General features: G+C 46.0%; 7 protein-coding genes. 1 reads left to right on the top strand and 6 read right to left on the bottom strand.

All coding sequences use genetic code 11. The features are described 5' to 3' along the window. Window positions 1–119: 119 nt before the first annotated feature. From NSQ50_RS26435 to NSQ50_RS26460, 6 genes are all read right to left on the bottom strand, one after another. Window positions 120–7496, bottom strand: a complete 7377-nt coding sequence (locus NSQ50_RS26435; RefSeq protein WP_076223504.1) for a pectinesterase family protein — start codon at window positions 7494–7496, stop codon at window positions 120–122. Between the two features lie 80 nt (window positions 7497–7576). Then, window positions 7577–9163, bottom strand: coding sequence for a glycoside hydrolase family 43 protein (locus NSQ50_RS26440; RefSeq protein ID WP_076213695.1), 1587 nt, complete (start codon window positions 9161–9163; stop codon window positions 7577–7579). Between the two features lie 75 nt (window positions 9164–9238). Continuing rightward, complete coding sequence (locus NSQ50_RS26445) at window positions 9239–10609, bottom strand: glycoside hydrolase family 28 protein (RefSeq protein WP_076098811.1); 1371 nt, start codon at window positions 10607–10609, stop codon at window positions 9239–9241. Window positions 10610–10614: 5 nt separating this feature from the next. Further along, window positions 10615–11772, bottom strand: coding sequence for a glycoside hydrolase family 88/105 protein (locus tag NSQ50_RS26450; RefSeq protein WP_076104879.1), 1158 nt, complete (start codon window positions 11770–11772; stop codon window positions 10615–10617). Between the two features lie 94 nt (window positions 11773–11866). After that, window positions 11867–13423 (bottom strand): extracellular solute-binding protein, encoded by a 1557-nt coding sequence (locus tag NSQ50_RS26455; RefSeq protein ID WP_038573245.1) that lies wholly within the window; start codon window positions 13421–13423, stop codon window positions 11867–11869. 89 nt (window positions 13424–13512) lie between these two features. Continuing rightward, entirely contained in the window at window positions 13513–14370 is an 858-nt protein-coding gene (locus tag NSQ50_RS26460) for an ABC transporter permease (protein ID WP_370510932.1), read from the bottom strand. Between the two features lie 383 nt (window positions 14371–14753). Here NSQ50_RS26460 and NSQ50_RS26465 point away from each other — a divergent pair, with 383 nt between their 5' ends. After that, complete coding sequence (locus tag NSQ50_RS26465; protein WP_036685426.1) at window positions 14754–15638, top strand: carbohydrate ABC transporter permease; 885 nt, start codon at window positions 14754–14756, stop codon at window positions 15636–15638. Window positions 15639–15669 lie beyond the last annotated feature (31 nt).

Here is a 15669-nt window from a genome sequence, read left to right on the forward strand (position 1 = left end):
CCAAAGAATACATCTTTGACAAAATTCCGCCACTCCATCCACTGGATAGAGTTTGGTTTATTTACTTGTAACAACTCCAATCATAATATGATAAATCACACAGGGTGTCAACTTGAAATTTAAGGATTTAGCTGGAACAATCGATAGACAATAACAGCTGCCTGAGCACGAGTTGTATTGGCTTTAGGTGCAAAGTTATCTTTGCCTACACCTTGAATAATCTTTGCTCCGCTCATGAATTGTACAGCCTCACGAGCGTAGGATGAAACGTCAGCGGCATCATTGAAACTCACTGGCTGGTCCACTCCCACGACCGTAAGTTTGGCGAGCTGTGCTGCACGATAAGCCATCAACGCCATTTCCTCACGGCTAATCGTTTCATTAGCACCGAAGGTTCCATCAGATCTGCCCTGAATAATTCCTAGCTGCTGAGCAGCAGCAACGGAGCTGTAGTACCAAGCCTCCAGCGAAACATCCTTAAATGTACTTGCCGCACTACCTTCCTCCAGCTCTAGTGCAAGCATCAGCATCTTCAGGAACTGCGCCCGAGTTACATTCAGCTGTGGCCCGAAGTTATGATCTCCGGTGCCATTCAGAATGTCTCTGGCGGCAAGGGCTTGAATGCTATTTTGTGCCCAGCCTAGTCCAGCGATATCCTTAAAGGAATTTTCCGCATATCCTACTGCGAATCTGCTGGAATTGTCTGGTCTGAAGATGATCTTGCCAGTCGTAGGATTAAACTGGGTGTTTCTAACCACCTCTATAGTCCCGTCTTCACGGATTTGGTAGGCTACTATTTGTTCTACACCTGAAGTTGTCTTTGGTTTGTAATCCCGTTCAACCTTCAGTCCACGTCCAAAGCTGTCAAACTGTTTGCCATCAACAAAGAACTTAAACTCATAAATATCCCCGACATCCGTCTGAAGCGACAGTGTCTTCGCGTCAACTTTGCCAACTACAAGCTTAACGCTTGCGGCGTCAGATCCTGCCATCGCAAGAAGCAGGTCAGCATTTATTCGGAACGTAGACAATCCCATGTCTATTTCCAAAAGTTGAATTGCTTTTGCTCCCGCTCCAGCCAACTCACGAGCTGGCAAGGTCAGTTCAACCACCGAGCTGGCAGAGGATGGCTTCACTGTGATTCTCAATACTCCATTCTGCATTGAGCCAATTGCTTGTTGCAGAATCGTCGAGGATACCTCTGCAATAGCTTTACCATTCACATCCGCTGTCACGGAAAGAGTAACTCCATCTGCGTTCACAGTTGGTTCCGGTTGTTTCACTGGTTTGACTGTCGTTGAAGATGAAGTACCGCCCGATTCTGAAACCTGCGATTCTGCCTTAATCTCAATGGACATCGTACCTACAACACCGGAGCCATCTTTAGCTGTCGCTCTCACGGTTACCTTGCCTGCTGCAATTGCAGTGAGCAAGCCGGTATCCGTAATAGTTGCTCGCTCAGTAGCTGATCCATCCTCATTCACTACTGACCAGGTCACTGCTGGATCGGATGCATGGTCCGGCAGGATTACAGCTGCCATTTGCAGGGTTTGCCCTGACTTGATTTCGCTCACATTATCTTTGGAGGAGACTTTTATCTCCATGACGGATATAGGAATGACATGAACAACCGATTGTGCCTCATGCAGGATGTCAAAATCAACATCTGTATTGGATCCTCGGAAAGAAATAAATCCAAGCGGCACGGCGATTTCACGGTTTGTCTTCTTCGCTTTGAAGATGATTTCTAAGAATTCCGCATCATCGGTCAGGATATTTCCTGCCTCCGTTCCAGCTACACTAACTGTTATTAGACCTGGACTGTCCTCATTAATATGAGTGATGCTGAATCCGTCTGGCAAGGTCTGAGCGGATATGAATTCCACACCAGATACGTCATATGCCATGGTAAAGTCTACAGCATACACTTCCTTGTAGACGGAGGTAGTAACATTTGTAAGCCCTACACGGTAAGTGAAATCCTGTCCTGCCACCACTGTGACCGGTCCGTTCAGCGTTGCAGCGGGCAGATTACGGGCAATCTCATCTTGTCCGCTGATATTAATCTCTAGGCTTCCGGATACTCCACTTCCATCTAGAGGTCGCGCAGTTACTTGTACGCTACCGTTCTTTCTAGCTGTCAGCAAGCCCTTCTCATTAATAACCGCTTTATCCGTAGAGGTTATCCCATCTGCTTCAGTTACCGTCCAGATAACTTTAGGATTCGTCGCATTCTCTGGAAGCACAGAGGCTTGCAGCTGCAAGGCACCGCCCTTCGACTCAATGCTGCTAATTCCATCTTTACCCGTTACAGTAATTGAAGAGACATGTACCGCAGGTATCTGCTCTTGACCCACTAAGATCTTGGATTGCTGTGGATTCCAGCCATCACTTCCACCAAGCACAGATTCAATCGTATAGGCAGCTGCCTCTTCTGCTGTTAATTGTTTGGACCAGCTGTAACGTGAAGCTGCATTAGCCCCCTCTCCGTAACTTAAAAACTCAGAGAACCGTGCAGTTTTGGAACGACCTTCATACCATTCATGCCAGCCAGTAGCACGAATATGAGCTCCCATCTCCGTGTTAATGAAGGTAGAGCTGCCATATTCTCTCCATGGCCGGCCCAAATCAACGGTTCCAGCAGCAACGCCCTCACTGGCAGTTAGTCGATTATTGATGAACACATAACCAGGCTTACCCGTTGCCGTGGAAGGCGCAGTAACATAGCCAGCACCCGCACTTTGAATCACATTATTCTCGAATACAGCAGCGGAATTACCAAAGATAAAGTCCACTGTACCTTCAATATGGCTGTCGACGAAATAAGCTCTTCCCTTGTCTGCGAACAGGGTATCCTGATATCCAAGAAGTTTAACATTTCTGTACACTCCCCGGTCTCCTTCAGCATATAAAGCGACTGCCTGACCGGCATCCCGCCCAGCACTGTTCTCAACCGTCATGTTCTCCAGTGTGAAATCAGTTGCCGCAACCTTTAATGTATAGCTGCCGCTGGTGCCCATTTCTTTACCATCTGAGCCAATGGTTTTCGCGGAGTCACCGTTAATAAGTACGGTACCTTCCCGGCTCTCACCGATGATACTAATATTCATCTTACTAGAAGGTACAAGCACCTTCTCCTTATACGTGCCGTTCTTCACTTTAATAATCGTGGTTAGGGCACTATTATCAGGTGCTGCTTGAATAGCGTCATTAATCGTTTTATAATCTCCTGTCCCATTCTGAGCAACAATAATGACAGGAGCTGGAATTCCCTTGACCACCTCGGATGGAAGACTGGCACCCTTATCACCGATGGCGATTACCGCATATTGATAGGCAGTCCCGTTGCTCAAGCCTTTATCGGTATAATCTGTTGCTTCGATGCCGTCGGCCACGACCGCATAGCTGCCACCGCTCTCCGAGCGTAGAATTTGATAGCTGCTAGCTCCATCAGCTACATTCCAAGTCAGATGGATATCAGTGTTGCCAGGCTCAACGCTAACTCCTTGTGGAGCCTGCGGCTGGCCGGAATTCTTGTATGGAACCGCTGGGGTAGCAGCTGAATCTAGACTACTACGGGTACCGCTTATTGCTTTGACTTTGTAATAATACGGTGTTCCGTTTACGAGCCCAGCATCAGTAAAGCTTGTGTCTGATAAATCAGACCCGAGCACTTCATAAGGACCATTCGCCGATGAGGCACGTTTGACAATGTACTGGCTCGCCCCCTCAATCGCTAGCCAGCTTAGTTTCATTACACTGTCACCAGCTTCCGTGGAAACGACAGGTGTTCCCAAAGGAGATTGCGGAGTAGCTTCAACAGGCGCTGATTCTTTTCCCTCCCCGGCCACATTTGTTGCAGCTACGACGTAACGGTAGGTTTGCCCGTTGGCCAAACCTCCGACGCGGTAAGTTGTGCCGGTGATTTCTTTTGCCACGAGTTCATAGCTACCTGAAGTCTCATTCCATTTCTTGATGCTGTAGCTGGCTGCATTCTCCACAGCTTTCCAACTGAGATCCAGTTGTGCATTCCGACTTACAGACGCAAACGATTCTGGCGCAGGCAATTTCACCGCCAAAGCGGATGGGGTAATACTAATTTCATTGGAATTTCCCGATTCACCAGTGGGCGCCGTCGCCGAGATAACATAATAATAGGTAGTTTCGTTGGTAACTTCATTATCAATATATGATGTCTCTGTAATAGCATTGGCAATAGTCTCATAAGGCCCCCCGCTCTTAAGACTTCTCTTAACATTGTAGGAAGTTGCGCCTTCAAGAGCAGGCCATGATAGCTGGGCTGCTTGGTTTCCTGGAAGCCCAGTCAGTCCAAGCGGTGTTTCAATGGGCTCAACATAGATCTTTAAATTGTCTAAGTAATAATTTCCTGAGCCGCCGCCCGGTGTCTTGGACAAGATACGCCCAATGCCGTAGCTGGCGAAATTCGTGGTTGTGAACGGAAAAGAGCCAGCAGGCTGATCATCGATATATACATCCACTTTATCGTTGTTCACATCCACCTTTAGCTTCAGGTTGTACCATTGTTTTAGGGAATAAGAGCTCATCAGTTGATGATACTGGCTGCTCCCCCTGCTCATGGTTAGCGTATATTTACCTGTAGCTTCAGGAAGCGTTGGCTTTCTGCTCTCAATGGAGAATGCCGTTTTGCTTCCATCTGTACTCTGGGCCTGCAGGAACACCGAGGTTCCCGATTCTGTCGCAAACATAAAGTCAGTGTCAATAACCAGTGCACCTGTAATTGGCGCAAATTTACGGATAAACTGCACGCTGCCGTTCGCACCATCGAACACATTCAATACTTGATCTGACGTATTCCCTTTACTGTCAGACGGTGTGGGAGATACAATAACCTTTTGAATTTCAGTCTGTGGATTTGGAGTTACATCATAATACTCTGGTGTCACACCTACAGCAACCTGCTCGAAGTCTTCATCCACATAATAGACATTACCTGCTTCACCTTCAGCTGTAGCGCTGGCCTCATCGGAATCAAAGCTTTCACCAAGCTCATTCACCGCGCTGACCACGTAATAATAAGTTTTTCCGGAGCTGAGTCCGGAATCAGTATACAAGCTATCTTTAATTTCAGTATTAATCGTTTTGTAGGGACCGCCGGAAACCTCGCTACGTTTAACACTATACGACTTGGCAGAAGCAACGTCCTCCCAATTCAACTTCACTTTCTCTTCACCGGCTGTGGCTGTAAGTCCACGGGGTGCGGCAGGAAACTGATCACTAAGCGGTTTCAGCTCCACCTCACTGAAGACAGACGCATTATAACGATTAACCTCGTTATCTACCTTAGCAGCATCGGCTGCAAGACCAAAATAAACCGTATCATTCAGGTCAAGCTTCACCGTGCCTACCTTGCTCCATGTTACTTTATCCGGCGATACCAGACCTGTCACTTCGTTACCAAGACGAACCAGCTTCACCCAATAAGGTGTATTGATGAAACTGTCCGGTTCTGTTTTTACCACCTTGGCTCCTGTGGTGGAGCGGGTAATCATAACTCCCTTCTTGCCATATTTGACATAAGGGATTGCCAGCATCGTCATTTTAGAATTGTCATTGAGATTATCACGAATCATGACACCTGCTTTGGCATAATCATCAGTTCCCGTTACGGAGTCGATTCTAGCAATAATTTCACCATTGCCTGTCAGGGTTTGATAAGCAAACTGAAAGTTATCAACAGCAGTTTCGCTCTCTGATGTAGCTCCGATAAGTCCAGCCGATTTGAGCGTAATTTTCCCGCTATCTGGATGAAGTGTAGTCACTCCCGTTATCCCTGGACGACCAACATCCACTGAAGTCCACGGAAGAACGGATCCAGAGGTGTTGACATGTATAGCTACGTTATCGGATTGTGTCTTGAGCCCTTTATTGTCTATAGCCTGAACAACAAGATAATAGGTACCATCCTGCACATTGTTCCAATTGAAACTATAAGGTGCTGTGGTAGCTTCGTCTTGCTTCACACCATTAACGATAAATTCCACCTTAGCAATACCATCGCTATCACTGGCAGAAGCTGTAACATTCACCTCGCTGCCTGACTCTATGATTTGGTTATTCACAGGATAATTGATAGCGGTTACAGGATTGTCCGTATGCTCATACCCTGATTTCCCTAACACAATGAGATCATTCAGATACACTTCTAAATTTGTATATCCCTCCGAAGATAACGTCGACTTCTTGCCATCCTCAGGATCGGTAGGATCTAGTCCATTAGCAATCTCCCAGCTATCATCCATACCGTCATGATCCATGTCGATTACATTGGAAGCTGTCTCTGTATAGTCTGGGTAACCGCCTATTTCAATAGGTGAATTAATATGCTGTCCAGTGCGATTCTTCACATCATTAATGACACGCGCATCGTAAGCATCACGTCTTGGCAAAGTGGCACCAGCATCAGCCATTACATTTGCGTAGGCTTCCTCCGCCGACAGTGCCGTATATGGGTTAGGCATCTTTGCCGGCTCCGCAAGCCTAGAGATATTCGAATACTTTTGCACACCCTTCCAGTTGTCTTCGGTAACCTTCGGATTACCATCCATGATGTTCCCATCTATAAACAACCGGGTTTCTGGAGACACTTCCCCAAACAATTGATTTTTTACACTGGTGTAGGTGTTTGGACCATTTTTATAATAATTGTTAGTGATATTATATCGATAATCTTCTGCTCCCCCACCATAGGTCGAAGCGAATCCCCAGTTATAGATAACGTTATTAGACATTTCCGTCAGATCCACCAATTTGGTCACCGTCGGCAAACGGGGGTTGCGGCTGGTGCTATGAGCAATCAGATTGTGAAGGAAACTGGCATTTTTCCCACCCCAGATTCCTCCGTAGCCGTGACGTCCCTTCTGGTGAGTCGTCATCAGCATACTTTCAGCGGATATCGACCATTGTACGGTAGTATTCTCGTTGTCATACAGACTGACCACTTCATCCACCGACCAGCTGAATGAGCTATGATCGATAATGAGATCCTTATGGTACCTTGATCCAAAAGCATCATCTTCACTAGCTACCCGGTCGCCTAACCGGAAACGCATATAGCGCATAATAATATTGTCAGCTTCAACAGAGGTTGTGTAGTCGGCAATTGTAATTCCGTCACCTGGAGCCGTTTGCCCGGCAATCGTCAGATTTGAGCCGGTAATCTTGAGGGATTCCTTCAGATGGATGGTTCCCCCCACTCGAAAAACAATGGTTCGATTACTTTGACTTACCGCATCGCGGAAGGAGCCGGGGATCGGAGTTTCCTTGATACCATAATCAGCCAACGTCGTCACTTCATACACAGGTTGAGCTCTTCCGCCGGTTACATATTTGCCGCCGCCTTCCGCACCCGGAAAGGCAGGAAGCGCTTCCAAAGAAGCGGCCTCGACACCACCAAATGGCATACATGTTGCAAGAAGACTCGCGACCAGCGCCCCAGATAACCATTTTTTCTTCATACAAGACCTCCTAATATCTATTGGAATAAGAAGGGGGCCCTGTCCTCAGAGCAACCCCTTCCTTAGTAAAGCCGTGTGTATTATTCCTTGCCCTGATAACGGAAATATGCGAAATCAGCACTGCTGCCACCGAACTGCTGCATATCATGCGCCGCAATGCCAACAAAGTTCCCAGTGAAGCCTCCCGATAAAAAGCTGATATTCTGCGGATCGCCAAGTGGCTTCCACTCCGTATCGTCACCCTTAAGATAAACAAATTGCCCAGTCACTTCCTGCACCTCAACCGCGATCCGCAGTGTCTCCCCTGCATTTAGTTCAATCATTACAGGCTCCGCAGTGAATTCATCCCGCTGACAGCGCATTAACCGCAGCACCTTGCCACGTCCTTCTTCATGGCTGATATACGCATAAAGATAGTTATCTTCATTCAGGTATAACAGTAGTCCTGCCATCTGCAGATAAGTATTCGGTTCATATTCAAGCGCTGTTTCGGCGCGGAAGCTTATATCCGTCTGGCGAATAGCCAGAATATGATGCTCAAACAGACTCTGCACGGATTCCCCGGCCCTGATTCTTAACCAGCCCGGTCTTTCAGCAAGGGAACACCAGCTTTCATTCCTAGGAATCCGCAGTGTATTCCAGTTCTTTTTCAATTCCGGGCCGTTAAAATCATCCTCGAATTCAAGCGTCCGCACTTGTTTCAGGACCTTCGTTCCTTTAGGTGCTGGTACCTTGAGCTGTGGCGCATTTCCGCCTGAGGTTAGTCTTAACCAGCCCTCCTCATTCCAGTGCACCTGCTGAACGGCAGTCTCTCTCCCCAGTATGGCGTATTCGCCTTCCAGGGGGCGGGTACACAAATGGGCCATATACCATTCACCTTCTGGTGTCTCTACCAGACTTCCATGGCCGGCACATTGAAGCGGCAGCTCGGGATTATCCCGTGAGGTCAACATCGGATTGAGCGGATCCACCTCATACGGACCCAGCAGCGCCTTGGAGCGCGCTACGGTTACGGCATGCCCCGATCCAGTGCCACCTTCTGCCGTAATTAAGTAGTAATAACCTCCCCGCTTGTAAATATGCGGCGCTTCCGTCTTCTTCAGCGGCGTGCAATCAAAGATTTTCACAGGTTCACCTATTAATTGGCATTGCTCTGGATCGTACTCCTGAATTACAATTCCGCAGGACTTGTTGCCTTCCGTAATCCGGTAATCCCACAGCTCATTCAGCAGCCATTTGCGCCCATCCTCATCATGGTACAGAGATGGATCAAACCCGCTGCTATTCAGGTATACCGGGTCAGACCAAGGTCCCTCAATATCCTCCGCAGTAATCAGATAGTTATGACAATCTTTAAAAGGCCTTTTAGTGCTCTTAACATCGGTATAAATCAGATAAAACAAACCGTCATAATAGCTAAGCTGTGGAGCCCAGATACTGCAATTTTTCGGATTTCCCCGCAGATCCACCTGATGAGTCAGAATATCTGTGCAATGCTCCCAGTCTGCTAAGTCCGCTGATTGATACACCCTTACACCGGGCAGCCATTCAAAAGAAGAAACAGCAATATAATACATCTCCCCCGCTCTTACAATACAAGGGTCAGGATTGAAGCCTTTTAATATGGGATTGTGAATAATTCCAGTCTGAATATTATCTGTAATCATCTTCATACTCCTTCCTATTTCCATACATCCGCACCCTTCACCCTAAGCAAATCTGCAGTCTATCCTGTTCAATTATCAGTCTGTCTGCTCACTTAGATCTTCCTGTGACGGGATAACGGTCACCTGCTGTACTAATTCTTCCACTTTACGGGTGTTTCTCGATTGGCAACCGGTGATATCTACCGTTTCTCCATTTTCAATATAAAAAGCCGGTCCCTCATGATTCTCGATCGTCACTTGGCGGAAGCGGATATCTCTTACGTTGCCAAGATAGAACCCACGGTTGTTCATATCCTGGATTCCTGACATCATGGCTGGACGACCAGGGATTGCATTCTCTGCCATGGAAATATCAATATCGGAAAAGGTAATTTCTGAAATGTATTGCTCCGCAAGGCCGTAAAGAAAACCTGCAGCAGCGTGAACATTCCGAGCAGTAATATTAGCAAAATGAATCCGTCGGAAGCAGGGGGTCTCCTCCGTCACCGGATAAGGATTCTTGTCCCATACGTATTTGTCCTTACCACGTGGTCCGCAGAAATAATAAAGATTAAGAATAAACGGACAGATCACGTCCTCCATCACGATATTACTGACACGAATATCTTCGACAACACCTCCGCGCCCGCGTCTGGACTTCAGCCGAATTCCGCGGTCTGTCTGCTTGAACACGCAATTGCTGATCACGATATTACGGATATCTCCGCTCATTTCGCTTCCCAGCACCACACCGCCGTGACCATGAATCATCGTGCAGTTAGTTATCGTGATATTCTCACACGCAACCCGCTCCTTCGTATCCTCCGTCCCTGCTTTAATGGCGATGCAGTCATCACCCACATCGATATTGCAGTTGCTGATGCGGACATTCACACAGGATTCTGGGTCAATGCCGTCTGTATTAGGCGAATCCGCCGGATTATAGATCGACAGATTATCAATCGTAACATCCTGGCAACAAATAGGATTCACAGTCCAGCTTGGGGAGTTTACGAGTGTCAGATCTCTGAGCGTGACTCTACGGCAGTTGTCGAAGCTGATAAGCTTCGGGCGGGGATACAGCAGTGAATCAGGAGAATTCCGATGTTTATCCCACCAAGGTGCGCCCCTTCCATCCAGCTTGCCTGCACCTGTAACCGATACATTCTCTAGATTTATTCCAAAAATACATGAAGCATGGACGTTCTGTTTCACGCCCTCCCAGCGGGAACTCACCACCGGATAATCGTTAGGATCAGAGCTGAAGCTAAGCTCAGCTCCAGGACTAAGCTGTAGCTCAATATTGCTTTTCATGAAGATAGCGCCTGTCTGATAGTGCCCGGAAGGAACATAAACTGTTCCTCCCCCTGCCTCGCTTGCCGCATGAATGGCACGGGCTATCGCTTCCGTTGAAGGCTCTGCACTATTAGGATGTGCTCCGTAGTCATTTATATTGTAGATAGACATGCGCTTCACTCGCTCCCTTTCGTCACGGCAGGACGCTGCAAATATTCATATTCTCCGCAAGCCAGGAGGAATGCGCCAAGCCCCTTCTGATCATTGGTAACAATCGGTTCACTGATATAATAGGTGTAAGTACCATCTCTCCGGTCTTCACCACCGAGTCCAGCGACCTGGCAGTTTTTATTCAGGTTAACCCAGCCATTTTTGGTTTCCAGCACAAATTCAGTAATAAGGCCTTGATAAGCACGGTCAAGTGTCTCGAACCAACTAGCATCCAGTACACCAATCCGAATGCCCTTAGCCATTGCATAGGTGATCATACTTGAGGCAGAAGCCTCCAAATAATTGCCTTTACGGCCGCCCATGTTTACAACCTGATACCAGACTCCGGCATCAGCATCCTGAACCTGACGAAGCGCTGTCAGCGTATCTGTCAGAATACGTGCCAAGATCTCGTAATCCGCGTGTTCCTTAGGGAGCATGCCGAGTACATCCACTAGCGCCATCACATACCAGCCCAGCGAACGCCCCCAAAAGTTCGGAGACAACCCCGTTTCAGGATCGCACCACGGCTGTACCCGCTTTTCATCCCATGCGTGAAACAGGAGACCCGTCTCAGTATCCTTGGTATGACGCTCGCACAGAATAAATTGCCGGGTCACATCGTCCAGACCCTTGCCGCCTTCATACTCAAGTAAATACTCCAGATAGAAAGGAGAGCCCATATACAAGCCATCCAGCCAAATCTGATAAGGATATACATTCTTATGCCAAAACGCACCTTCCGAGGTTCGAGGATGCGTTGTTATCTGCTTTCTTAATAAATCTGCTGCCATTTTATATTTCGCTAACCCAGTTTCTTTATGGAGCACAAATAGGATCTTTCCATTATTTAAGTGATCAATATTATGTTCGCTCAGGCGATATCCCTTCACAGAGCCGTCTTCCTCAATAAAATAATCCATATTATCTTTGATGAATTGATAATATTTAACCTGCCCGGTCTGTCTCCACAGCAGCTCAAAACCCTTCAAGATGACTCCATAATCATAAGACCATTTTCCATGATATCCGTTATCCTCATATAATCTTGGCGTTCGCTCCATAATCGAATCTGCCATTCGAACACCCCAGCCCATACTCCTAAGTGCATTGTTGTCTTTCATTTTTTCCTCCTGTTTGAATAGATATGGTCCTAAACGCAGCCTCCCCATTTAGGACCCATCTACTATTTTCTTAGAATATAGTCTGTAGTACTTCTTAAGGATTTACAGCTTTATAAGCAGCTTCATATTCAGTAATGATTTTGCTGCCGCCGGATTTCTTCCACTTTTCAACCTCAGCTTTAAATCCGTTCAAATCAATTTTGCCAAGAATATATTTATAAGTGGCATCTGTCATAATCTTCTGCAATTCAGATCCTTGAGTAGAATAGGTCTCAGATTCCAGAGAGTAAGCAGGATTCAGTACAGCATATTTAGCATTCTCAACGATCAGCTTATCAGCTTCAACTTTGAGTGGATCAGCATCATGGATAATGAACCCATTCTCTAATGGACGAGATGCCGAAAATGGCTGAACTTCTTGCTTCCAGAGATCCGTATCCTTAATCGTAACCGCTTGTTCTCCATCAATTGTGTAGTGAACATCCTTAATACCGTAGGTCATCAAGCCATAGACATCTTCATTCATAAGATCATTAACAAATTTCAGGATCCGTCTTAACTCATTTTCATCCTTAACTTCGGATTTCGGGAAAGACAGCAGTCCCCCAATTCCGTTATTACCAGCCCAGATGGCACGATCTGCTTCATTGCCAGTGGAAGTGATATCGTTAACCATAACCAAATCCATGCCATCCTGTATGCCCTTAGACAGATTTAGCAGGTTCTTGCTGTCAAACAAGGCACCCACATAAATTCCAGCCTTTCCTTGCGCAAAATTCTGCTGCTGATCTGTTTTAGCCGTCACAGCAAAATCCTGATTGATATACCCACCATCATAAAGAGTCTTCATATAATCCATGGTTTTAACATAAGCCTCTGTATCGAACTCAGGTGTCATTTTACCCGCATCGTCAACGCTCCAATAGTTCGGTGTTCCAAAGTATGAGCCCAACGTCTTAAATGCTCCATATACAAGATCGCTGCGGTCCATGAAGCCTGTGGTATCCTTCTTGCCATTACCATCAGGGTCTTTTTCGGTAAACGCTTTCGCAACTTCCATCAACTCATCTGTTGTTTTTGGAACCTGCAGTCCAAGCTTATCCAGCCAATCTTTACGGATAACAACGCCGTTTCTAGCCAAGGACTTCTGGAAAGGAACCCCGTACAGCTTACCTGCAATCGATGCCGATGTACGTGTATCCTGTGAAATTTTAGCCAAATTCGGGAACTCATCAAGATAAGGACTTACTTCCCAGAACATACCGGCCTTCAGTGCATTACGTACAGAAGAGTTATCAAGAATAGTCAGGGTAACGATGTCCGCTAGGGAATTCGATGCTAATGAAGTATTAATACGTTCTTCTTTGGAAGGATCCGGAATCCATGAGAATTCAATCTCTGTATTCGTTAATTCTTCAATTTTTTCCAGAATAGGACCCGTTGGTGTTGTAGACGTTTGTAAAATGTTCAGCCAGCTAATCTTTGCTTTAGCATCTAGCACATCTGCAGGTGCAGCAGTTGTTTTAGCCGTTGAATTCGTTCCCCCATTTGAAGAATTTGACTCCTTCGCGTTATTGCCTCCTCCGCATGCAGTGAGTACTAACCCGCTACACAACATTAAGGCTGCAATTTTTTTGTAATTGCGATTCATCAACATTACCCCTTTTACTAATGTATTTGTTGTTGTATCTTCCACCTCTGCCCTTAAGGCAGAGGTAAGAATTCAGCATACTGTGAAGCCTAGTAAACACCATCTTCGCCGATTTTTTTGGCTAACTTGTTCGACAGCATAACGAGAATCAAGCCAACCACACCCTTGAACAGACCTACTGTGGTACTGAAACTCAATTGTCCGTTCTTTAAACCAGCTGTATAGATATAGGTATCGAAAATTTCTCCAACTTCGCGGTTCAAGGAATTGATCAGCAAGTACATATGCTCAAAGCCCAGATCCAGCGTGTGGCCAATCTTCAGAATAAGCAAGGTAATAATGATTGGACGAATTGCCGGCAGGGTGATATGCCATGTTTTGCGCAATCTTGCCGCTCCATCCATCTCAGCTGCTTCATATAACTGCGTATCCACTACGGTAATGGCTGCCAAATAAATAATGGTTGACCAACCAATTTCTTTCCAAATGATCTGTCCGATATACACGGTACGCAACCACTCGGGAGAAGTCAAAAAGCTGATCTTCTGCATCCCAAAGGCCGCCAACATCTCATTCAGCACCCCTCCATCCACATTCATAAATACATAGGAAATGGAGACGATGATAACCCATGACATGAAATGGGGGATATAAATAATCGTTTGAATGGTGCTCTTAAATAACTTGTGCTGAACTTCGTTAAGCATCAGCGCCACTATAATAGGTAGCGGGAAGAAAATAACAATGTTTAATGCAAACAGGATAAGTGTATTACTCAATAGCATAAAGAAGGTAGGTTCTGTAAACAATCGGACGAAATGCTTAAACCCTACCCACGGGCTATCCGCTATGCCCAGAAACGGCTGATAGTCCTGAAATGCAATGATAAGACCGCCCATAGGCAGGTACTTAAAAATAACAAAATACAAAAATCCCGGGAGTATCATTAGATACAATAACTTGTTTCTTTTTAAACTCAGCCAGCTAGGCCCCGTTCGCTTTTTTCTTACTGGATTAACTTTCGTGTTCAGCATGGTGACGTTTGCCTCTTTCACCTGATCGGCCTCCTTGATCGCGTTTCTTTACGATTCCCAGATTACGATCATTCGTCCATTACGTATATAATCATCAGATACTGATACTCCAAGAACCCTACAGCTATAAGGTTTTCCAGACCCGTGCATCTTATAGTGATTACTACAATACATAAAGATCATCTATGCCTTATCACGCTTTTTCCTCCCAAAACAAAGCCCAAGCTAATGATTATATACGGAATAACAGACCCCTGTTAAAGTTTCAATGAAACGATTACAAGGAGGATATCTGCATGTCGCAATCATCTTTTAAAAAAGAAACTATGGGTAGCCGGCTGTTTACTATTGTAAATACCACACTGCTTACACTCATTGCCCTAGCCTGTCTTTTACCCTTTGTCAATGTGTTTGCCAGTTCCTTTGCTTCAACACAGGAGGTAGTAGAAAAAAGCTTCATCCTGTTCCCGACGACATTCTCTTTGGATGCTTACCGTTATATACTGTCAACGCCTACTATCTTTAAAGGGCTTGGCGTATCCATCGGTGTAACCTTAGTGGGTACAGTTGTTAGTATGGTTCTTACCTCTTTAATGGCTTATGGATTATCTAGAAAATATCTGTACGGAAGAGATTTTATCAATTTCGTAATCGTGTTCTCCATGCTCTTCAGCGGAGGGATGATCCCTACTTTCCTAGTAGTTAAATATTTCGGGTTAATCGATTCCTACTGGTCCATGATCATGCCTGTTGCGATCAATGCTTTTAACCTGATCATTATGCGTAATTTCTTCCAGGCGCTGCCGGAAGGGCTAGAGGAATCAGCGAAGATTGACGGCTCTAATGATTTTGGTGTATTTTTCAAAATCATGCTTCCGCTGGCGATGCCATCTATCGCGACCCTCTCCTTGTTCTACGGGGTAGCTTACTGGAACACTTATATGAGTGCAGTTTTATATATGACAGACTCCACTAAGTGGCCTATTCAAGTCCTGCTGCGCCAAATTGTTATCGTCGCCAGCGGGATGCAGGGAGATAATGCTTCTGTTGATATTATCCCACCTGCTCAAACCATCAAGATGGCGGTTATCGTAGTCGCAACCGTTCCAATGCTGCTCGCCTATCCTTTCGTACAAAAACACTTCACCAAAGGAGCCCTGCTGGGTTCTGTAAAAGGCTAAAACATTGCAGCTATACAAAACAGCCAGCCCC

Source organism: Paenibacillus sp. FSL R10-2788 (assembly GCF_038003885.1).
Classification (GTDB): Bacteria; Bacillota; Bacilli; order Paenibacillales; family Paenibacillaceae; genus Paenibacillus_AQ; species Paenibacillus_AQ odorifer.